The sequence below is a fragment of the Gilliamella sp. ESL1225 genome (assembly GCF_058502635.1).
The window spans coordinates 1,778,268-1,798,227 of sequence record NZ_CP196358.1 but is presented as its reverse complement, the minus strand read 5'-3'; the positions used below and the strand labels follow the sequence as shown (position 1 = coordinate 1,798,227).

Below are 19,960 nucleotides of genomic sequence, written 5' to 3'. Positions count from 1 at the left end.
TAATAAAATATTGAGAGAGATATGTCGCTAAAGGTCGATAACAATTTAAATGATAATAAAAATAATTCATTACATTCGCCATCAACCTCCCAGTCTTTTTGGCATAAAATTATCGATTTAAGCGCTGCTTTTTTGATGATTTGGACAAGCATGGTATTAACTTATGGCGTGATTTGTATGCACAGTAATTGGCAAGGGCAAGATGAATTTTATCGATTTATCTTTTTTATGCAAAATCCTTGGGTTATGGTAATTAACTGTTTAGCCTTTATAGCCGCTATGCGCCATACTTATCGTTATATTGATAACGTCGCCATTAAATTCCAAAACTATTTTTCGCTTACTTTATTATTTCGTTTGTTTATAAATATAGGATTTTGGATGTTTCTTGTTATTATGTGGATTTATTTTATATTTGAGGTCGTAAAATCATGAACAAAAGACCAGTAAAATCTCATTTTCATTTAAAGAATAGTAATAATCATCCTGATGATGTTAATTCTAGCATTGTAATAAATACTATTATCAGTCTTGGTAACGTTGTTGCCGCGATTTTTGCTCCTGTTATTATTGCTATTTTTGCGATTATTATTCCTTTTGGGAATTCTAAAGACCGTTCTTATATTTTAAAATTAATAACCACAACTGAGGCAAAAATATTTTTGTTATTAATAATTGTTTTGCCTAGTTGGTATGCGTTAAATCGGCTGTTACAGTTACTTGATGCTTTTAATATTTACCCAAATCGAGGTAAGTTATTAATGGCGTTATTAGGATTACTTTGGACAGCTCATATCATTTATCTATTATTTGCTCGTTAGTCATTTTAAATTAATGCAATAAAGCTAACTAAATAGTGTGTTATTTCATAAAACAACAAAGCGGAGCTTTATCCGCTTGTTAGTAGATGTTAGAAAATAACTATAAAGATTGTTTATTAACCCAAAATATTAATTTTTAATAAAATCATGCTTTTAATAGCGTAATATCGTTTATTTTCGCGATTAGTTATAATAATTAACGGTACGCTTAATCTCATTATACCTACCGTCTTGACTGTTTATTAAACGATGGGCAGACATCCAATCTCCATAATCATTGAAATCTCTAAACAGCATGGTTGAATAGGTATTCTTTCGATGCGTTGAATAAATGATTTTTACAAATACTTGGCGATTATTATGATCCGTTTCATATAAAATATGATTTACACTCGGTGAGTTATTATTAAAATCATAAATAATCTTATCAAGATGTTGGTTTTTATATTCATAAGAAAAACGAGATTGACCTTTCTCATTTACACCCGTATATTTACCTCGACGATTAATTTCTTTTAATTTCCATTGTGTTTCTTTGTTGATAAGACAATTATTTTGATCATATAAATAATTATTAGTCGCAAAAAAGATAAAATCATACGCTTTTTTGATTTCGTTAGATTCAATGATTCGATTTTGTTCATCTATTTTGTAGGTAATGACGCTATTTCTTTTATCTTCAAAATCCGAAATAATATTTTCCCATCCAGATTCAGTTTTCTTTAATCTTTCAGTATATAACATTTCATTTTTCATAGAATATAGATCAAAATCACCGTTAATAATCATACCAGATTTATCATAATAGAAATTTTGCCGAGAATGTGAGATTGGATTATTCGAATTATCATATGTCGTCATTATAATCGTTTCATTTTTCGCATTTTTAGTATAGGGATAGATATTATCAAGTGTATGTAATAAGAAATGATTAACTTCGATCGTATTTTGCTCAGTATTATTACTGCAAGTAAAAGCAATAGCTAAACTTGAATGACATAAAAAAACGGGAATAGCTAAAAAAGAAATAATTGGCAATTTCATAAAAAGATCCATTAACAGACTGATATAACGATTAAATTTCGATACGATAATTAAAAAAAATCGCTAACTAATCATAAATATTTTAATAATATTGATAATTAACTCATTTAGCTATAATTAATCGCAATTCTATTAAAAATTTAGTATAGATTGAATAAATATAAAGCAATCTTCTTGCAAAAATTTCATCAGAAAAATAAATTAATCAATTTTAAAATTTATCTATATCTATTTTTATCGGATTTTTCAAATTTTTTATAATTACATTTTCTTCATTATCGGTCTTTTTTCTAAATTCATTAAATCTTTTTAACTAATCTTTTTTAACAGATTAACAGTTAATGCAAAAACTTGCTATTTATTCTTATTTTCTCTTTATTCTTATTCCAAATAAGATTTATTAAATTCTATTTAAATTAATTGTTATACTCATTGTTTTAAGGGTTATATAGGAAATATAAATGAGCATACCTTTACATTATAAAATTCAAGGCTCAGGTCAAACCATCGTTTTTTTACATGGAGTATTGGGGAATTTAGATAATTTAAATATTTTGGCGAATGCATTAGGGGCAGAGTATCAAACACTACAAGTTGATTTACCTAATCATGGTTTATCGCCTTGGTCAGATGAAATGAATTATAAGGCTATGGCGCAAGATGTCGCTACACTATGTCAAACCTTACAGCTTAACAATATCATCTTAATTGGGCATTCGATGGGCGGAAAAGTGGCAATGAAGCTTACGCAAATTATCCCGGACTTAATTACTAAAATTGTGGTTCTTGATATTGCACCGGTGAGTTATCAAGATAGCTCAAATGTAGATGTCTTAAATGCTTTAAATCAATGCCTAAATCTTCAATTAACCGACAAAAAAGATATTATTTACGCGTTACAAGAGGGTGGATTATCGTCGGCAATTATTCAGTTTTTAATTAAATCTTATAAAAATAACCAGTGGCAATTTAATATAAAGTCTATTCATGATAATTATGCAAATATACGTGATTGGCAAATGATCCCACCATGCTTTAAACCTATTTTATTTATCCGAGGGGGCAGATCTCATTATATTGAAGAAGCTTATTATCCGATGATATTAAGTCAATTCCCATTTGCTGATATCGTAACGATTGATAATGTCGGACACAATGTTCATAGTGAAGCTAGTCAAGAGGTCATTCAAATTATTGAAAAATGGTTATTAAAAAATGAGTGAGAATATTAAAAAATACTCAATCGCAAAATAACCGTTGTTGCTGAATGGGCGTTGCATTGGTAAATTGCACGTTAACTTGTACCATTTGGCACTTCGTTAAATAAGATTTAATGTTCATTTGATAATTGATTTGTTTAGGTATATTGATTGAATAAACATTTGGATAACTTTCAAGTAATTGGAAAGCTATGCGCTCAGCTTTTATCTGATCATAAAAATAAATATGTTTATTGATTAATGCTTGACTAAGATTAAGCAAACTTATTGTGACAATCGCAAAAATTAAACTGGCTATTAATATCTCGATGAGTAAAAATCCTTGTTCTTTACCTTTAATAGCAATCACCTTTTTTTTCTGGACAATAATCTAACCACTGATTAGCTAAATTATGTAGTTTTCCATGTTCAAATACAGCAAAACGAAAAAGTGTAAAATTTTGGTATCTTCCTTTTATTAAAACAGGCAAAGTATCTATTGTGCTTGTGACAGATGTTGATAAACGTATACAAGCTTGAAAATTAAAATCAGTTTTACATTGCCATTTATGAGTCGGGTTTTGCCAATATTGTAATGTTGACCAATGTAATGACGACATAGCATAATTAAAGCTCTCATAATATTTTTTTTCTATCCATAATGATTTTTGCCAATGCATGGCTAGCATATTAAATCCGATTGCTAAACTTAATCCAAATATTAATAGAATTACCATTAAGGTAAGATTTGCAAATCCTTTTTCAAAATCAGTTGAACAATGAAGAATCATAAAATACCGATTATGGATTTAACTATAAATAACCAATTTTTATTCATTATTCTCATTTCTGACAAGTAAATGAGTTTGATAATAAATATTGGCATGATGAACATATTCCGCCTTTAAAGAAAGAATAATCGTATTAGCATATTTGTTGATCGCAAAATGAGTTAATTTAATTTCATTTGGATCAAATAATTTATACCAATTAACGCCATAACAATCATTAACATCTGTTTTATATTCTAAATTTTGCTGATGATAGCGATACGCAAAAGTTGTCAAAGGGTGTTTATTCACATTAGGAGTCAATTCATTATTATTTAATTGGTAACTTACTTGATTATTTAGTTGGCTATCGTAACGCAAAAGAAGGCACTGTTTATTATTTAAAATCTCGATAGTATTAGATTTGCTAAAAGAACTACGAACGGAATTAAAACCCGCGCGTTTAATTTGCTTTGCTAATCCTGAAAGTATTTGCCAAGTAGTTTGTTCTAAACGAAATTGTTTTGATTGCTGAAAAAAAAATAACTGTAATTGCGGATAAAAATGACAAACACTCAAAACTAATAGGCTCGAGAGAATAAGACTAATTAACATCTCAAATAACGAGATGCCTTGTTCATTAAGTGAATTTGTGATGGTTAACATTTTGGCATTCCGCCTAATTGTTCGTTTATACTACATATACGAATGCGACCATTAAATGCATTGATGACTTTTGTTTTACCAACCGAATTTTGTAAATGAAAAGAAAAAGTTGATAGTCTATTATTTACTCCCCAAAACATAATCTTTTTTTTATCGGTCAAACCATCAATAACGACAGAATTAATGGGGCGGTTAAAAATAAATTGTTTACTATTTGAATCATCATCCAATTTATCTAAATGTATATCTTCATTAACGGCAAATAAACGCCACGGATCTGATGTTAATTTAAGTCTATAATTGACATTATATATATTCGCTTCCATCTGTATTAGCGTTAAAAATTGAGCTAATTGCTGGGTTGTATCAATCAATTCATTCTTTAGTTTAAATGTAGACCATTGACCAATGCCAACATTAGCAAGTAAAGCAAAGATCACTATCGTGATGATAAGTTCAAGTAATGAAAAACCATATTGGCACATAGTAATGACCTGTAATTAATCAGTAATATAAAGTAGAAATAGAGTGTAATTAATTTTAAATTGTGGGGTAGGGATCTTTTTTAAATTGAGATATTGATCGCAGTTATTCTAAATGATGGATTTTTGTTTTCATTAGTAAGCAATTTATTGATTAAAAAAATGGCAATAGGATTTATCAAAATCGTCGACAAAATACTAATTTATTAGCAATGTTAATTATTTCAAGTAAGTTATAAAATTTTGTTAACGATAAAGCGCTTAAAAATAAGCATTGATTATATTATACTGAAGTTCAATTTTATTTTGCGCCGCTTACTTTGTTAAAAAATGATTTAAACGAAATGCATACTAATTTCAATTGCATTTAATGAAGTTTTTTTAGCAATACGAGTTTAACCCATTCGTCGACGATCAATAAAGTTATATACTTATAGCTAATATGATCATCTTTGACAAATACACCGAAAGGAAACGTAAAAATGCAACAATTACAATCCATTATTGAGACAGCATTCGAACGCCGTGCTGATATTACCCCGCTTACTGTAGATTCTGCAACTAAAGACGCTATTACTCAAACTATTCAATTGCTTGATAGTGGTAAAATGCGCGTGGCAGAAAAAATTAATGGTGATTGGGTTACGCATCAATGGCTTAAAAAAGCGGTATTACTTTCTTTTAGAATTAATGAAAATCAATTAATTGATGGATGTGAAACGAATTATTATGACAAAGTCCCCCTTAAATTTGCCGATTATACCGAAGCGAGATTTAAACAAGAGGGTTTTCGTGTTGTCCCTTCAGCAATAGCTCGTAAAGGTGCTTATATTGCACGTAATACGGTCTTAATGCCTTCTTATGTTAATATTGGCGCGTATGTTGATGAGGGAACGATGGTCGATACGTGGGTAACCGTTGGATCTTGTGCTCAAATTGGTAAAAATGTTCATTTATCTGGTGGTGTTGGTATCGGTGGTGTACTAGAGCCTTTACAAGCCAATCCGACTATTATTGAAGATAACTGTTTTATTGGTGCACGCAGTGAAATTGTAGAAGGCGTAATCGTTGAAGAAGGTTCAGTTATTTCGATGGGTGTATTTATTGGCCAAAGCACTAAAATTTATGATAGAACAACAGGAGAGGTGCATTACGGGCGCGTACCTGCAGGTTCAGTTGTTGTTTCTGGTAATTTGCCAACTAAAGATGGAAAATACAGCCTTTATTGTGCCGTTATTGTTAAAAAAGTGGATGCTAAAACACTTGGAAAAGTGGGTATCAATGAATTATTAAGAACGATTGACGAATAGTTGATTTATTTTGATCTATTATAGTGGCATTAGCCACTATGTTTATTTCTATAGTTTGATATCTCTTTATATTAAATTCTAAATGGTTTTAAAATAGAGATCTAATTTAAATTATTAATTATCATTTACAATGATTTAATATAATTATTGTATTTAATAAAACAGGAAAACTTATGCCTTCTTTTGATATTGTTTCTGAAATTCAAATGCCGGAAGTAAAAAACGGCGTAGAAAATGCCACTCGTGAATTAACAACTCGTTGGGATTTTAAAAATGTCGAAGCGAGCTTTGAATTAAATGAAAAAAACGAAACGATAACTATCACAAGCCAATCCGATTTTCAGGTTAATCAACTTATTGATATTTTACGCGATAAGCTTGCTAAACGAGGTATAGATGGTGCTGCACTTGAAATCCCTGAACAAATGGAACACAGTGGTAAACTATACAGTACAACGATTAAGTTGAAACAAGGTATTGATAAAGAATTAGCCAAAAAAATAATTAAATTAATTAAAGACAGTAAAATTAAAGTACAAGCACAAATTCAAGGCGAACAAGTTAGGGTTACGGGGAAATCTCGTGATGATTTACAAGCAACTATCGCATTAATTAAGAATAGTGAATTAGATCAACCTTTACAATTTACTAATTTCCGTGATTAATTTTAATCATGGAATATTCTAATATCATTAATGATTAGTTATTCTATTTATTATTTTACCGTGTAAAATAACGGTTTTTATTATTAGATAATGTTATAATTATGTAAAATAAGAGGTAAATAGTTATGAAAAAAGATATAATACATACAATTTTTCTAAGCATAATTTTAATTTTCACGCCTGTTTTCTCTCATGCAACAATAATAACAGCAAGTAGTCAAGATACAATAAAAGGTACGCCTCCTTATTTGATATCCAAAGATGATAAAACGCAACTCACGGATATTAATAATATATTAAGCATTAGTTTTCCTGACGATAATGGTCAGATGCAAAAAATTAATCCCGCCGATAGACATTTACCAATCACAGCTCCATTAAATTTACACTTAAGTGATGTAAAGCCATCTATTATAGCTAATAATGATTCACTTTTATTATCTGATTGGGTTGTGGTTGATGATGATGATGATGCAAATGACGATGCCAATGTGCAAATATTAGGCTCAATTAATGCAACATGGTATAACGGTGACCAACAACTGCCAACAGAACAATTAGCTTATACGCTTAATGATTGTGGTGGTCCATATAAAGTGATATATACCTTAACGAATGTCAAAGTTAAAACAAAATATGGCGAACCCAACACGCGAAGTTATGGTGATGCACAAATCAGTTATACCTTTGTTCCCCATTATCAAAAAATTTGCTACCTTCAACCTGCAGATATGTCGATTTATATAGGCTCAGCTGGCGATAATATTAAATATGCTAATGGTTATAATCCTGATACTTGGCAAGTAGGTAAATTGACAGCAAGAGCGGTCCAAGAAGATTGGGGAGGGTATAAACAAGCAGGAAACGGATTTAAAGTTGAGGCAGGTTTTCCAACGACGGCGTTTGCTGGAGCGGAATTCACGGTAATTGGTTCGGGTAATGATCAAAGTCATTTTCGTTGTTCGACTCTTAGTAATGATGTAATTTTATCGGGTAAGGCATCCCAAACTAATGGTGAAAACTGCATTGTGACATTCAATCCGAATTTAACTAGGAAACCTAGTAGTGATATCTTATTAAATTTAGAATATAGTCAAAATACTAATTCTAATTGGCAAAAAATAGGTAGTTATACCATAGCAGCTTCTCAAATTAAAAAATGGGCAATTGGCAAAGGTGTTAATTATTATGCGAATAATAATAGTAATTTAGAGACATCAACCTCTTTCATCGCATTAGATTTATGTCGCGGCGTGGCGAGTGATTCAAGTCAAGCCACAACCAAAGAACAAGCTACTTCTTTAAATTACAGTAGTTGGCGACAACAATATATGTATCGTCGAGATGAATTAAGTAATAGCCCATTTGCGGACAGTCATCGTTATCAAGAAGAATCTTCGGTTCCTTATAAGACTAGCTATTTTTCGAGGGATATCGGAACATTTACGAGTGAGTGGGGAAATGTGAATAATTATAAAAACAGCTTATGGACGAAAACTTTATTTTCATGGATAGGCGAAATATATTCAAGCACAAAACAATATCATCTTTATGCTCATGGAGACATAGGATTTGATGGACCTGCCAGCGAACATCGTACCGCATTAGTTTTATGCCGTGGCGAATAAAATAATCCCCATAATATGGGGATTGCAATTAAGAATCGATTGCTTTGACGGTTAACGTGATACCATCGCAATTTGTTACTTCAACGGCCGTGCCTTGAGGAATGTCATGCTTGCTCGTTGCAATCCAGCTACCATCTTTTATCTTAACGCGCCCTGTACCATTAATAATAGATACAGTAACAAAAGTTCTAATACCAATAAGCTCATGCTGTGGCTGATTGATTGTTGATTGATGGGTTGATTTTTTACGTTTATTTTTTTGCCATTTATACCACAAATAAACTGACAAGATGCTTAATATTGAAAAAGCGATCCATAAAAAAGGCCAGCTTAAAATATTAAAGCTAGCTAATATAGCAACTAAAAAAGAAGCAATACCACACCAAAAGGAATAAGCGTCGGTACCTAATAATTCAATGATTAAAAAGATAAAACCTAAACCAATAAAAAATAACATTGGTGAGTTATAAATCAACGTAATAAATTCGTTCATAATGTTGACCTTTACAAAAATATAATTTGAGTATCAAACAGGATTATAATAACTAAAAATGCGCTTTTATATGACAAATAGCGCATTTTATAATCAATTATTTTCGCATTATGATGATTTAGTTTCTTTAATTAATTCAGCAATACCACTAATGCTACCCATAATACTACTTGCTTCTAAAGGCATCATAATTAATTTACTATTTTTAGATGAACCAATTTGTTGTAAAGCATCGGTATATTTTTGTGCCACAAAGTAATTAATCGCATTAATATTACCTGCTGCAATGGCATCTGACACCATTTTGGTTGCTTTCGCTTCTGCTTCTGCAGCTCGTTCACGTGCTTCAGCTTGTAAAAATGCCGCTTGTTTTTCACCTTCTGCTTTCAGAATTTCAGATTGTTTTTCACCTTCAGAACGTAAAATAGCGGCTTGACGGATCCCTTCCGCTTCTAAAATTTCAGCACGTTTATTACGTTCTGCTTTCATTTGTGCATTCATCGCCGCGATTAATTCATGTGGCGGCCGAACGTCACGAATTTCAATACGGGTGATTTTTACCCCCCACGAAGCGGTTGCTTCATCAACCGTAACTAATAATTTAGAGTTAATATGATCACGCTGAGATAACATCTCATCAAGTTCCATTCCACCAAGAACGGTACGGATATTGGTCATAATAAGATTGATGATAGCGCGATCTAATTGTCTTACTTGATAAGCTGCACGGGCAGCATCTTGTACTTGGATAAAACAAACGGCATCAATTTGCACATTTGCATTATCTTTTGAGATAACTTCTTGTGATGGAATATCGAGCACTTGTTCCATCAAATTCATTTTATGACCAATGCTATCCATAAAAGGAACAAGAATATTAAGACCTGGAGTGATAGTATGTGTATATTTACCAAAACGCTCAATGGTATATTCTTGACCTTGTGGAACGATAATAATCGTTTTAGCCAATGTAATAAGTGCAAAAAATACCAAAATACCAATAATAATATAAAATAAAGTCATAATTAAGAATCCTCTCATTTTATTATAAAAATTAAAAAGCGATTTATAGTAACAGTTTTTGGTATTTTTACTAGATTATCGGAGTGTTTTATAAACAATTAATTTGAATTTTTTTCAACATAAATATCTTATAATTAAAAATCAGTTTATACTGAAAATTCTTACCAAAATAAGAGAAAAATAAACAATGAACAATTATCCAAAATATTCTTTGGCAGAAATCATTATTCATTGGCTCTCTGCTTTATTCGTTATTATTGCTATCTTATTACCCTTTGGACGCTCTTTTTTTGCGGACATGTTACCATTATTTAGATTACATAAATCATTAGGTATACTTATCTTTTTTTTAACAATATTACGTTTATATATTATTAAAAAACAAGGTGTTCCTGATTTATATGTAAACAGTCCTCGCATACAAAAAATATTAGATAAATCCTTGCAAGGCTGTTTATATTTATTATTGTTATTTATGCCAATTACAGGTTATTTAATGAGTAATAACGGCATTAATTTTTTTGGATGTTTTATTATTCCGCAAATACCATTACCTATCGAGATACAAAAGGACATGTATCGCGTACATAATATTTTTGGTATGGCATTTATTTTTCTAATTTGTTTACATGTACTAATTGCCATATATCATCGGTTTTATTTAAAAGATAAACTGGTTGAAAGTATGTTATTGAGCTTTCGAAAACCAAAATCTTAGCTTTTTAACATTTAAATGATGAAACTATAACAAAACTATTTTATTGTTTTGGACTTAATGATAAAAATTATTATGAATTAAAATTTCATTCCCCTTGACATTGCCTCGTTGAACTAGTCTAATAGTACAAATTCACTCATAAGCGAATCAAGAAGATCCTAATGAATAAACCGACTTTAATTCAATTATCAAAAAACTTGAATTACTTTTCAGATCCTAGCTTGGTGTTTAATACACTTTGCCAACAAAGACCGGCAACGCTTTTATTAGAATCTGCCGAAATAGATAATAAACAAGGTATTAAAAGTGTCATGATTATTGATAGTGCGCTGCGTATTTCGGCTATAAATAATCAAGTCATCATCGAAGCTTTGAGCGATAATGGGCAGGCACTTTTACCATTAATAGTAGATTTTTTTGGTGATGATGTAATAAAAAATACACTAAGTCATCAACATATTACCTTAACATTTCCGACTATTTCTTTATTGCAAGATGAAGATTCAAGATTAAAGTCATTGTCAATATTTGACGCGCTACGAGCTTTATTAAACCTAGTGAATATTCCGGATTCGGCTGGGCAAGATGCTATTTTTATTGGTGGTTTATTTGGCTATGATTTAGTGGCTAATTTTGAAGCATTACCTGCGCTAGATTCAGATTTAAATTGCCAAGATTACTGTTTTTATCTTGCTGAAACTTTATTAGAAATAAATCATCAAGATAAAAAAGCATCTTTAAAAGCGACCATATTTACGGGAGATAAGACAGAAGAAAATAGATTAAATATCCGTTTGCAAGAAATAGTAACGCAGCTTGAAAAACCTTTATTACCAATTAATCAAACGTCACTTGCACAAGTTTCGGTTGCTTCAAATCTTAATGATGATGATTTTTCAACGATTGTTAAAAAAATGCAAGATGCCATACAACAAGGTGAAATATTCCAAGTAGTACCCTCAAGACGTTTTAGTTTACCTTGCCCTGAGCCTTTAGCTGCCTATCAAGCCTTAAAAGCACAAAATCCTAGCCCGTATATGTTTTATATGCAAGATCACGATTTTGTTTTATTTGGTGCATCGCCAGAAAGTGCTGTCAAATATTGCCGAGCAACTAATGAAGTTGAAATTTACCCGATTGCAGGTTCAAGACCTCGTGGCTATCTTGATACGGGCGAGATCGATTTGGATCTTGATAGCCGTTTAGAGTTAGAAATGCGTACCGATAAAAAAGAATTAGCCGAACATTTAATGTTAGTTGATTTAGCGCGCAATGATTTAGCACGCATTTGTAAAGCTGGAACGCGTTACACAAAAAATCTACTCAACGTTGATAGGTATGCGTATGTGATGCACTTGGTTTCACGCATTGTTGGGCAATTAAGAGAGGATTTTGATGCGTTGCATGCTTATCAAGCGACCATGAATATGGGTACATTAACAGGTGCACCAAAAATTCGCGCTATGCAATTAATTGCCGAGACAGAAAAATCTAAACGTGGCAGTTATGGTGGGGCGGTTGGATATTTTACTGCTCATGGTGATTTAGATACCTGTATTGTAATTCGTTCTGCTTATGTCCAAAATGGCGAAGCCATTGTGCAAGCAGGTGCGGGTGTAGTTTTAGATTCAAATCCACAAGCCGAAGCCGATGAAACCCGAAATAAAGCGCGTGCTGTTGTTCGTGCCATTTTATCTGCTCATAATGTGAAAGGGGATTTTTAATGGCGACTATTTTATTTATCGATAATATGGATTCTTTTACTTATAATCTTGTCGATCAGCTACGCAATAATCAGCATGATGTGACTATTTATCGTAATACATTACCTGCAGATGTCATTATTGAAAAATTATCGCATATGCAAAATCCGATTTTATTTTTATCGCCAGGACCTGGAGCACCCAGTAAAGCGGGCTGTATGCCTGAATTAATTCGGCGATTAAAAGGAAAAATACCCATTATTGGAATTTGTTTAGGACATCAAGCCATTGTTGAATCTTATGGAGGAAGCATTGTTTCGGCTGGGGATATTTTACATGGTAAAGCATCATTAATTGAACATGATGGGCAAGCCATGTTTGCAAATTTACCCAATCCTTTGCCGGTAGCCCGTTATCATTCTTTAAAAGGAGAAAATATTCCTTCAAGTCTAATAATCAATGCAATGTTTAATAATATTGTAATGGCAGTTCGGCATGATGGGGATAGAGTATGCGGTTTTCAATTTCACCCTGAGTCTATTTTAACGATTCAAGGCGTAAAATTATTAGAACAAGCGATTAATTGGGCACAAGAGCCTATTAATAATAAGGCTATTGTCAATCAATCATTCAATGAAAAACAAACTTATCAAATTCAGGCTATTTTACATAAATTGTACCAAGGTTATAGCTTGTCACAGGCAGAAAGCGAACAATTATTTAGCCTGATTATTCAAGGTAAAATAGACAATACTCAGTTAGCAACGGCGATTATCAGTATGAAAGTACGGGGTGAGGAGCCACAAGAAATAGCTGGGGCTGCAAGCGCATTATTAGCGGGCGCCGATCATTTTTCATCGCCTGATTATGATTATACCGATATTGTCGGCACAGGTGGTGATGGCACAAATAGTATCAATATTTCAACAGCAAGTGCCTTTGTTGCTGCCGCTTTGGGCTTTAAAGTGGCGAAACATGGTAATCGAGGCGTCTCAAGTAAATCTGGCTCTTCTGATGTGTTATCGGCTTTAGGAATAAAGTTAAATATGTCTGCTGATGAGTCACGAAAAGCGCTCGATGAACTGGGCATTTGCTTTTTATTTGCCCAGCAATATCATAGCGGCTTCCGACATGCGGCCCAAGTGAGGCAACAATTAAAAACGCGCACAATATTCAATGTATTAGGTCCGCTTATCAATCCATCAAGACCGAAAAAAATATTATTAGGCGTATATGATACAAAGCTTATAAAACCCATTGCCGAGGCACTAATTAAATTAAATTATCAGCATGCTTATGTTGTTCATGGTGCTGGGATGGATGAAGTAGCAATACATGGTCAAACCGATGTCGCCGAAGTCAAAAATGGTCAAATTCGCTATTTTAGTTTAACGCCCGATGATTTTGGTTTAGCAACCTATAACTTAAAAGATATTGAAGGTGGCACGCCAGAAGAAAATCGCGATAGTTTACTTGCCATTTTAAAAGGACAAGGGAGAGAGGCACATCAAGCAGCAATTGCGGCAAATACGTCCATGTTAATGAGTTTATTTGGTCATGCAGATTTAAAACAAAATGCACAGCGAGCCATAGAGATGATGCAAAGCGGGCAAGCTTATCAATTACTTAACCAGCTTGCAGCAAGATAAGGCAAATTAATTATGACACTAGCATCTTTAAGTACAAATGTCGAAATGGCAACGGTATTAAAAAAAATTATCGAAGATAAAGCCATTTGGCTTGCTAATAAACAGCAAGAAAAACCATTAATTGATTTTAAATCCCAAATTAAGCCAACTAATCGCAGTTTTTATCAAGCATTAGCGCAAAAGACACCTGCATTTATTTTAGAATGCAAAAAAGCATCCCCTTCAAAAGGGTTAATACGTGATGATTTTGATCCGGTTGTGATTGCTTCGGTTTATAAAGATTATGCCTCGGCAATATCTGTCTTGACCGATGAAAAGTATTTTCAAGGTAATTTTGACTTTTTGCCGATGGTTCGACAGCAGGTGGAGCAGCCTATTTTATGTAAAGATTTTATTATTGATGAATACCAAATTTATTTGGCAAGATATTATCAGGCGGATGCAATTTTATTGATGTTATCTGTTTTAAATGATGAAGAATACCGGCATTTAAGCGAGGTCGCTCATCAGCTAAATATGGGTATATTAACCGAAGCAAGTAACGAGCAGGAAGTATTGCGAGCCATTAATCTTGATGCAAAAGTCATTGGTATTAATAATCGCGATTTGCGCGATTTATCGGTTGATTTAAATCGTGTTAAAAAACTTTCAACCCTGATTCCTAATGATAGGATCATTATAAGTGAATCAGGCATTTATACCCATCAAGACATTTTATCGCTTAGTCCTTATGCACATGGATTTTTGATTGGCAGTGCCTTAATGTCAGAGCTAGATCTCCATTTAGCAGTAAGAAAGGTACTTTATGGTGAGAATAAAGTCTGTGGTTTAACACGTAATACAGATGCTAAAGCTGCCTATCAAGCCGGTGCTGTTTATGGTGGGCTCATTTTTGTAAAGTCATCTGCTCGTTATATCGACCCTTTATCAGCGCAATTAGTAAAAAAAGAGATACCGCTTAATTGGGTAGGTGTATTTCGAAACGAGAGCATTGAAACCATTAATGACATTGTCAATAAACTTAGTTTATATGCGGTGCAGCTCCATGGCGATGAAGATCAATCTTATATTAATAGTTTACGTGATTTGTTACCTGCATCTTGCCAAATTTGGCAAGCGGTTAGTGTTGCTAAAAATACTAACTTTATCCCTCATCCTTGTATTGATAGATATATTTTTGACAATCAAAAAGGAGGTACAGGACAGTCTTTTGATTGGACGTTATTAAAAGATTATGATTTAACTAAAGTAATTTTAGCGGGGGGGATTAATCCGCAAAATATTGAGCAAGCTTTCGCAATGGGCGTTTTAGGTGTTGATCTTAATTCTGGCGTTGAAAGCACGGCAGGAATTAAAGATGAACAAAAAATCCGCACGGTTTTTTTACAGATTCAAACGATGAAAAAAAGGTAATTTTATGTCGAAGTTAAATCCCTATTTTGGTGAATTTGGTGGGCAATATGTGCCACAAATATTAATGCCAATTCTTGATGAGCTTGAAGCTGCCTTTTTGTCAGCGCAGCAAGATGAAAGTTTTAAACAAGAATTAAATGACTTATTACAAAATTATGCAGGGCGCCCAACTGCTTTAACGCTTTGTCAAAATTTAACAAAAGGAACAAAAACCAAATTATATTTAAAGCGTGAAGATCTTGTCCATGGCGGGGCACATAAAACTAACCAAGTATTAGGGCAAGCCTTATTAGCGAAAAGAATGGGTAAAACGCATATTATTGCCGAAACAGGCGCCGGTCAACATGGTGTTGCAACAGCGCTTGCCTGTGCTTTATTAGGGTTAAAATGCCGTATTTATATGGGAGCAAAAGATGTAGCACGGCAAGCACCGAATGTGTTTCGTATGCGTTTAATGGGGGCAACAGTGATTCCAGTCACAACCGGCTCAGCAACGCTAAAAGATGCCTGTAATGAAGCATTAAGGGATTGGTCAGGGAGCTATGAAAATTCGCATTATCTGCTTGGAACAGCAGCAGGCCCACATCCTTTCCCAACGATTGTTCGAGAATTTCAGCAAGTTATCAGTGCTGAAGCTAAACAACAAATTTTAGCACGTGAACAGCAATTACCCGATGCTGTTATTGCTTGTGTTGGTGGTGGCTCTAATGCAATTGGTATGTTTGCCAATTTCATCGATGATAAATCGGTTGAATTAATTGGTGTTGAGCCAGCAGGAAAAGGCATCGAAACTGGGCAACATGGCGCATCATTAAAACACGGTAAATTAGGTATTTACTTTGGAATGAAATCACCCATGATGCAAACGGAAGAAGGACAAATTGAAGAATCTTATTCGATTTCGGCAGGTTTAGATTTTCCATCAGTCGGTCCACAGCATGCTCATTTAGATAGCATTGGGCGAGCGCAATATGTGTCGATTACTGACGATGAAGCGTTAGATGCATTTAAAGCATTATCTATTCATGAAGGTATTATTCCTGCTTTAGAATCTTCGCATGCCTTAGCTTATGCATTAAAGCTCATTAAACAAAATCCACAAAAAGAACAAGTTTTGTTAGTCAATTTATCAGGTCGTGGTGATAAAGACATTTTTACTGTTTATGATATTTTAAAAGCAAAAGGAGAGGTGGAATGAATCGTTATCAACGTTTATTTAAACAATTAAACGCAAAAAACGCAGGTGCATTTGTACCTTTTGTCCCAGTTGGTGATCCAGATCCTAAGTTATCACAACAAATTATTGAAACATTAATTGAAGCGGGCGCAGACGCGTTAGAACTGGGGATCCCTTTTTCTGATCCGCTTGCCGATGGTCCGACAATACAAACTGCTAATTTACGGGCTTTTGAGGGAGGCATTAATGTTAAAAAGTGTTTTGAAATTATTGCTGAAATTAGAGCTAAATATACTGATATTCCAATAGGTTTACTTATTTATGCTAATTTAGTTTTTAAAGCCGGCATTGACCCTTTTTATGCACTTTGCGCAAAAGCGGGGATTGATTCTGTTTTAATTGCGGATGTGCCAGTTGAATATGCTTCAGAATTTACAGCAGCAGCAAATAAACATCAAATTGCCCCGATTTTTATTTGCCCGCCAAATGCCGATGATATTGTGATACAAGAAATTGCTAAATATGGTCAAGGCTACACTTATCTTGTTTCGCGAGCAGGAGTAACGGGAGCAGAAATCAAAGCGGCTAAACCGTTACCTGAGCTTATTAGCAAATTGAAACATTTTAATGCACCACCGGCTATTCAAGGCTTTGGTATTTCAGAGCCTGCACAAGTGAAAGAAGCGATAATGGCAGGAGCTGCTGGAGCTATAGCAGGATCGGCTACTGTCAAAATTATTGAAAATAATCTTCATGATCCAAAAGCGATGTTAGTAAAACTGACGGATTTTGTTCGTAAGATGAAAGCAAGTACTTATCAATAAGATTTAATCAGTGGAAAGATAAAATGAGGACTTGCAATTATGTAAAGATCCTATATACTGTCATTCTATCTATCGCGGGGTGGAGCAGCTTGGTAGCTCGTCGGGCTCATAACCCGAAGGTCGTTGGTTCAAATCCAGCCCCCGCAACCACTTAAGTTTTCTTATCCATCATTTAATTAACTTAATTATCAAGTTTTAAGGCGCTTGTATTAATCGTCTGATGATGGTTTGTGACAAGTGGCTTCATTCTAGTTTATTTTAAATGTAGCCTCGGATACCGGGGCTTTTTTATTGTTGCCTTATCGCTTTTGTTTCATTTACTTTTGTTATAAAAGCATTAACGTAAATAAATTTAAATACAAGATGTTGGGCTTTATGCCCTTTTTTCTTTTCTGTCGTGGAGGTTTTGTTTGACTAGCATAGAACAACAATTGACGGATATTATTCAAGAGCCAGTCAAAGCCATTGGTTTTGAATTAGTTGGTTTAGAATATATTCGAGGGCGCGCTCCCGTTTTGCGCGTTTATATTGATAGTGAAAATGGCATTAATGTAGATGATTGTGCTGATGTTAGCCGACAAATTAGTGCTGTTTTAGATGTCGAAGATCCAATTAAAGATGCCTATACCCTCGAAGTTTCTTCTCCTGGTTTAGATAGACCCCTATTTACTGTGACAGATTATCAGCGTTTTACAGGTGAAGAGGTAACGATGAGTTTACGTATCCCAGTTGCTAATCGCCGCAAATGGAAAGGTCGAATTAAATCTGTCGATAATGACATGATTACCCTTACCGTCGATGGTAATGACGAAATATTTGCTTTTAGTAATATTCAAAAAGCCAATATTGTGCCAAATTTTTAACCTTAATAGAGTGTGGGTGTAAAAGAATGAATAAAGAGATTTTAGCCGTTGTAGAAGCTGTGTCAAACGAGAAGGCACTGACTCGAGATAAGATTTTTGAAGCCTTAGAAACAGCATTAGCAACCGCCACTAAAAAGAAATATTCAGTTGATATTGATGTTGTCGTTAAAATTGATCACAAAACGGGTGATTACGAAACATTTCGTCGCTGGCTTGTTGTTGATAATGTCACGCTACCAACAAAAGAAACAACCTTAGAAGCAGCACAATATGAAGATCCTAGTAAACAATTAGGTGATTATGTTGATGAACAAATTGAATCTGTTGCTTTTGATAGGATAACAACACAAACCGCTAAACAAGTTATTGTTCAAAAAGTGCGAGAAGCTGAGCGAGCAATGATTATCGACATGTTTAGAAGTCGTTTAGATGATATTGTGACAGGGATTGTTAAAAAAACGACTCGTGAAAGTGTGATCCTTGATATTGGTAATAATGCGGATGCGATCATGACACGTCATGATATGTTACCACGAGAAAACTTCCGTATTGGTGATAGAGTTCGTGGTATTTTATATTTACTTGAACAAGACAATAAACCGGCTCAACTGTATTTAAGCCGCTCCAATCCAAAAATGATGGAAGAATTATTCAGGATTGAAGTACCAGAAATCGGTGAAGAGATTATTGATATTAAAGGCGTAGCGCGTGATCCTGGTTCGCGAGCTAAAATCGCTGTTAAAAGTAATGATAGACGTATCGATCCAGTTGGTGCTTGTGTCGGTATGCGCGGTGCGCGTGTGCAAGCTGTATCTAATGAGTTTGGTGGCGAGCGTATTGATATCGTACTTTGGGATGAAAATCCTGCACAATATGTCATTAATGCCATGGCTCCGGCTGATGTTGTTTCTATTGTTGTTGATGAAGATAAACATACTATGGATGTGGCAGTAAATGCCGATAATTTACCACAAGCAATTGGGCGCAATGGACAAAATATTCGCTTAGCATCTTTATTAACAGGTTGGACGCTAAATGTGATGAGTACCGATGATCTACAAGAAAAACATCAAGCAGAATCTTTTGCCGCAATCAATAATTTAATGAAATATTTAGATATTGATGAAGAACTTGCGAAATTACTTGTAGAAGAAGGATTTACTTCACTTGAAGAATTGGCATATGTACCCGTTGATGAATTACTCGAAATTGAAGCGCTTGATGAGGAATTAGTTGAAGCATTAAGAAATCGTGCCAAAGATGCCTTAACAACATTAGCGCTAGCTCATAGTGGTAATAAACAACCATCACAGGAACTTTTAAATTTACCTGGCATGACTAACGAATTAGCCTATCAGTTAGCAAATCGTGATGTGATTACATTAGAAGACTTAGCTGAGCAAGGTATTGAAGACATCGAAAATATAGAAAATTTAACAAGCAAACAAGCTGGCGATTTTATTATGGCTGCGCGTAATATTTGTTGGTTTGCAAATGAATAATTGAGGGACA

General features: G+C 33.7%; 21 protein-coding genes and 1 tRNA gene. 15 read left to right on the top strand and 7 right to left on the bottom strand.

Features of this window, described 5'->3' with window-relative positions; all coding sequences use genetic code 11:
• Positions 1-21: 21 nt before the first annotated feature.
• Both ACSYSW_RS08230 and ACSYSW_RS08225 read left to right on the top strand, forming a co-directional pair.
• Positions 22-435, top strand: a complete 414-nt coding sequence (locus ACSYSW_RS08230; protein WP_491705516.1) for a succinate dehydrogenase/fumarate reductase transmembrane subunit — start codon at positions 22-24, stop codon at positions 433-435.
• Positions 432-821, top strand: a complete 390-nt coding sequence (locus tag ACSYSW_RS08225; protein WP_491705517.1) for a hypothetical protein — start codon at positions 432-434, stop codon at positions 819-821. Before ACSYSW_RS08230 ends, ACSYSW_RS08225 begins: the two co-directional genes overlap by 4 nt.
• Before the next feature lie 183 nt (positions 822-1,004).
• On the opposite strand, the gene ACSYSW_RS08220 is transcribed toward ACSYSW_RS08225, so the two are convergent.
• The gene (locus ACSYSW_RS08220; RefSeq protein ID WP_491705518.1) at positions 1,005-1,865 is read right to left on the bottom strand and encodes a hypothetical protein; all 861 of its coding nucleotides are present in this window, start codon (positions 1,863-1,865) and stop codon (positions 1,005-1,007) included.
• Positions 1,866-2,326: 461 nt separating this feature from the next.
• Between ACSYSW_RS08220 and ACSYSW_RS08215 the strand changes: the two genes are divergently transcribed.
• Positions 2,327-3,088 carry an alpha/beta fold hydrolase gene (locus tag ACSYSW_RS08215; protein ID WP_491705519.1) on the top strand — a complete coding sequence of 254 codons (762 nt, stop codon included), beginning with the start codon at positions 2,327-2,329 and terminating at the stop codon, positions 3,086-3,088.
• A gap of 16 nt (positions 3,089-3,104) precedes the next feature.
• Here the strand turns inward: ACSYSW_RS08215 and ACSYSW_RS08210 are convergent, their stop codons facing one another.
• The 4 genes from ACSYSW_RS08210 to ACSYSW_RS08195 are packed head-to-tail and all read right to left on the bottom strand — an operon-like array spanning position 3,105 to position 4,985.
• Complete coding sequence (locus ACSYSW_RS08210; RefSeq protein WP_491705520.1) at positions 3,105-3,434, bottom strand: type IV pilus modification PilV family protein; 330 nt, start codon at positions 3,432-3,434, stop codon at positions 3,105-3,107.
• Positions 3,421-3,855 carry a DUF2509 family protein gene (locus ACSYSW_RS08205; RefSeq protein ID WP_491705521.1) on the bottom strand — a complete coding sequence of 145 codons (435 nt, stop codon included), beginning with the start codon at positions 3,853-3,855 and terminating at the stop codon, positions 3,421-3,423. Before ACSYSW_RS08205 ends, ACSYSW_RS08210 begins: the two co-directional genes overlap by 14 nt.
• A gap of 39 nt (positions 3,856-3,894) precedes the next feature.
• Positions 3,895-4,500 (bottom strand): hypothetical protein, encoded by a 606-nt coding sequence (locus ACSYSW_RS08200; protein ID WP_491705522.1) that lies wholly within the window; start codon positions 4,498-4,500, stop codon positions 3,895-3,897.
• A complete protein-coding gene (locus tag ACSYSW_RS08195; protein WP_491705523.1) occupies positions 4,494-4,985 on the bottom strand; it encodes a prepilin-type N-terminal cleavage/methylation domain-containing protein in 492 nt (163 codons plus the stop codon). The genes ACSYSW_RS08200 and ACSYSW_RS08195 overlap by 7 nt, the downstream gene beginning before the upstream one ends.
• Positions 4,986-5,464: 479 nt before the next feature.
• Here ACSYSW_RS08195 and dapD point away from each other — a divergent pair, with 479 nt between their 5' ends.
• The 3 genes from dapD to ACSYSW_RS08180 all read left to right on the top strand — a co-directional run bounded on the left by dapD (position 5,465) and on the right by ACSYSW_RS08180 (position 8,585).
• The gene (gene dapD / locus ACSYSW_RS08190) at positions 5,465-6,292 is read left to right on the top strand and encodes a 2,3,4,5-tetrahydropyridine-2,6-dicarboxylate N-succinyltransferase (RefSeq protein ID WP_491705524.1); all 828 of its coding nucleotides are present in this window, start codon (positions 5,465-5,467) and stop codon (positions 6,290-6,292) included.
• A 173-nt stretch (positions 6,293-6,465) separates the two neighbouring features.
• Positions 6,466-6,957 (top strand): YajQ family cyclic di-GMP-binding protein, encoded by a 492-nt coding sequence (locus ACSYSW_RS08185; protein ID WP_491705525.1) that lies wholly within the window; start codon positions 6,466-6,468, stop codon positions 6,955-6,957.
• 125 nt (positions 6,958-7,082) lie between these two features.
• Complete coding sequence (locus ACSYSW_RS08180; protein WP_491705526.1) at positions 7,083-8,585, top strand: hypothetical protein; 1,503 nt, start codon at positions 7,083-7,085, stop codon at positions 8,583-8,585.
• A gap of 28 nt (positions 8,586-8,613) precedes the next feature.
• Here ACSYSW_RS08180 and ACSYSW_RS08175 read toward each other — a convergent pair whose 3' ends face one another.
• Both ACSYSW_RS08175 and ACSYSW_RS08170 read right to left on the bottom strand, forming a co-directional pair.
• Complete coding sequence (locus ACSYSW_RS08175; protein ID WP_491705527.1) at positions 8,614-9,078, bottom strand: NfeD family protein; 465 nt, start codon at positions 9,076-9,078, stop codon at positions 8,614-8,616.
• Between the two features lie 108 nt (positions 9,079-9,186).
• Positions 9,187-10,101: an SPFH domain-containing protein gene (locus tag ACSYSW_RS08170; RefSeq protein ID WP_491705528.1), complete on the bottom strand. Its 915-nt coding sequence runs from the start codon at positions 10,099-10,101 to the stop codon at positions 9,187-9,189.
• 187 nt (positions 10,102-10,288) lie between these two features.
• Here ACSYSW_RS08170 and ACSYSW_RS08165 point away from each other — a divergent pair, with 187 nt between their 5' ends.
• From ACSYSW_RS08165 to nusA, 9 genes are all read left to right on the top strand, one after another.
• Positions 10,289-10,819 (top strand): cytochrome b, encoded by a 531-nt coding sequence (locus ACSYSW_RS08165; protein WP_491705529.1) that lies wholly within the window; start codon positions 10,289-10,291, stop codon positions 10,817-10,819.
• Positions 10,820-10,980: 161 nt separating this feature from the next.
• Entirely contained in the window at positions 10,981-12,543 is a 1,563-nt protein-coding gene (locus ACSYSW_RS08160; RefSeq protein WP_491705530.1) for an anthranilate synthase component 1, read from the top strand.
• Entirely contained in the window at positions 12,543-14,171 is a 1,629-nt protein-coding gene (trpD, locus tag ACSYSW_RS08155) for a bifunctional anthranilate synthase glutamate amidotransferase component TrpG/anthranilate phosphoribosyltransferase TrpD (RefSeq protein WP_491705531.1), read from the top strand. The genes ACSYSW_RS08160 and trpD overlap by 1 nt, the downstream gene beginning before the upstream one ends.
• 12 nt (positions 14,172-14,183) lie before the next feature.
• A complete protein-coding gene (trpCF, locus tag ACSYSW_RS08150; RefSeq protein WP_491705532.1) occupies positions 14,184-15,584 on the top strand; it encodes a bifunctional indole-3-glycerol-phosphate synthase TrpC/phosphoribosylanthranilate isomerase TrpF in 1,401 nt (466 codons plus the stop codon).
• Between the two features lie 4 nt (positions 15,585-15,588).
• The gene (trpB, locus tag ACSYSW_RS08145) at positions 15,589-16,782 is read left to right on the top strand and encodes a tryptophan synthase subunit beta (RefSeq protein ID WP_491705533.1); all 1,194 of its coding nucleotides are present in this window, start codon (positions 15,589-15,591) and stop codon (positions 16,780-16,782) included.
• Positions 16,779-17,585, top strand: a complete 807-nt coding sequence (gene trpA, locus ACSYSW_RS08140; RefSeq protein WP_491705534.1) for a tryptophan synthase subunit alpha — start codon at positions 16,779-16,781, stop codon at positions 17,583-17,585. The genes trpB and trpA overlap by 4 nt, the downstream gene beginning before the upstream one ends.
• 73 nt (positions 17,586-17,658) lie before the next feature.
• A tRNA-Met gene (locus ACSYSW_RS08135) sits at positions 17,659-17,735 on the top strand.
• Positions 17,736-17,995: 260 nt separating this feature from the next.
• Entirely contained in the window at positions 17,996-18,448 is a 453-nt protein-coding gene (gene rimP / locus ACSYSW_RS08130; protein ID WP_491705535.1) for a ribosome maturation factor RimP, read from the top strand.
• A gap of 26 nt (positions 18,449-18,474) precedes the next feature.
• Complete coding sequence (gene nusA / locus ACSYSW_RS08125) at positions 18,475-19,950, top strand: transcription termination factor NusA (RefSeq protein ID WP_491705536.1); 1,476 nt, start codon at positions 18,475-18,477, stop codon at positions 19,948-19,950.
• Positions 19,951-19,960 lie beyond the last annotated feature (10 nt).

What these genes read in the sequence shown, in the direction of transcription:
- trpD (WP_491705531.1), top strand. Translation starts at nt 12,543, where the DNA reads ATGGCGACTATTTTATTTATCGATAATATGGATTCTTTTACTTATAAT.
- ACSYSW_RS08160 (WP_491705530.1), top strand. Translation starts at nt 10,981, where the DNA reads ATGAATAAACCGACTTTAATTCAATTATCAAAAAACTTGAATTACTTT.
- ACSYSW_RS08225 (WP_491705517.1), top strand. Translation starts at nt 432, where the DNA reads ATGAACAAAAGACCAGTAAAATCTCATTTTCATTTAAAGAATAGTAAT.
- ACSYSW_RS08185 (WP_491705525.1), top strand. Translation starts at nt 6,466, where the DNA reads ATGCCTTCTTTTGATATTGTTTCTGAAATTCAAATGCCGGAAGTAAAA.
- trpB (WP_491705533.1), top strand. Translation starts at nt 15,589, where the DNA reads ATGTCGAAGTTAAATCCCTATTTTGGTGAATTTGGTGGGCAATATGTG.
- ACSYSW_RS08205 (WP_491705521.1), bottom strand. Translation starts at nt 3,855, where the DNA reads ATGATTCTTCATTGTTCAACTGATTTTGAAAAAGGATTTGCAAATCTT.
- ACSYSW_RS08200 (WP_491705522.1), bottom strand. Translation starts at nt 4,500, where the DNA reads ATGTTAACCATCACAAATTCACTTAATGAACAAGGCATCTCGTTATTT.
- ACSYSW_RS08180 (WP_491705526.1), top strand. Translation starts at nt 7,083, where the DNA reads ATGAAAAAAGATATAATACATACAATTTTTCTAAGCATAATTTTAATT.
- ACSYSW_RS08215 (WP_491705519.1), top strand. Translation starts at nt 2,327, where the DNA reads ATGAGCATACCTTTACATTATAAAATTCAAGGCTCAGGTCAAACCATC.
- ACSYSW_RS08165 (WP_491705529.1), top strand. Translation starts at nt 10,289, where the DNA reads ATGAACAATTATCCAAAATATTCTTTGGCAGAAATCATTATTCATTGG.
- nusA (WP_491705536.1), top strand. Translation starts at nt 18,475, where the DNA reads ATGAATAAAGAGATTTTAGCCGTTGTAGAAGCTGTGTCAAACGAGAAG.
- ACSYSW_RS08195 (WP_491705523.1), bottom strand. Translation starts at nt 4,985, where the DNA reads ATGTGCCAATATGGTTTTTCATTACTTGAACTTATCATCACGATAGTG.
- ACSYSW_RS08230 (WP_491705516.1), top strand. Translation starts at nt 22, where the DNA reads ATGTCGCTAAAGGTCGATAACAATTTAAATGATAATAAAAATAATTCA.
- trpA (WP_491705534.1), top strand. Translation starts at nt 16,779, where the DNA reads ATGAATCGTTATCAACGTTTATTTAAACAATTAAACGCAAAAAACGCA.
- dapD (WP_491705524.1), top strand. Translation starts at nt 5,465, where the DNA reads ATGCAACAATTACAATCCATTATTGAGACAGCATTCGAACGCCGTGCT.
- ACSYSW_RS08220 (WP_491705518.1), bottom strand. Translation starts at nt 1,865, where the DNA reads ATGAAATTGCCAATTATTTCTTTTTTAGCTATTCCCGTTTTTTTATGT.
- trpCF (WP_491705532.1), top strand. Translation starts at nt 14,184, where the DNA reads ATGACACTAGCATCTTTAAGTACAAATGTCGAAATGGCAACGGTATTA.
- ACSYSW_RS08170 (WP_491705528.1), bottom strand. Translation starts at nt 10,101, where the DNA reads ATGACTTTATTTTATATTATTATTGGTATTTTGGTATTTTTTGCACTT.
- ACSYSW_RS08175 (WP_491705527.1), bottom strand. Translation starts at nt 9,078, where the DNA reads ATGAACGAATTTATTACGTTGATTTATAACTCACCAATGTTATTTTTT.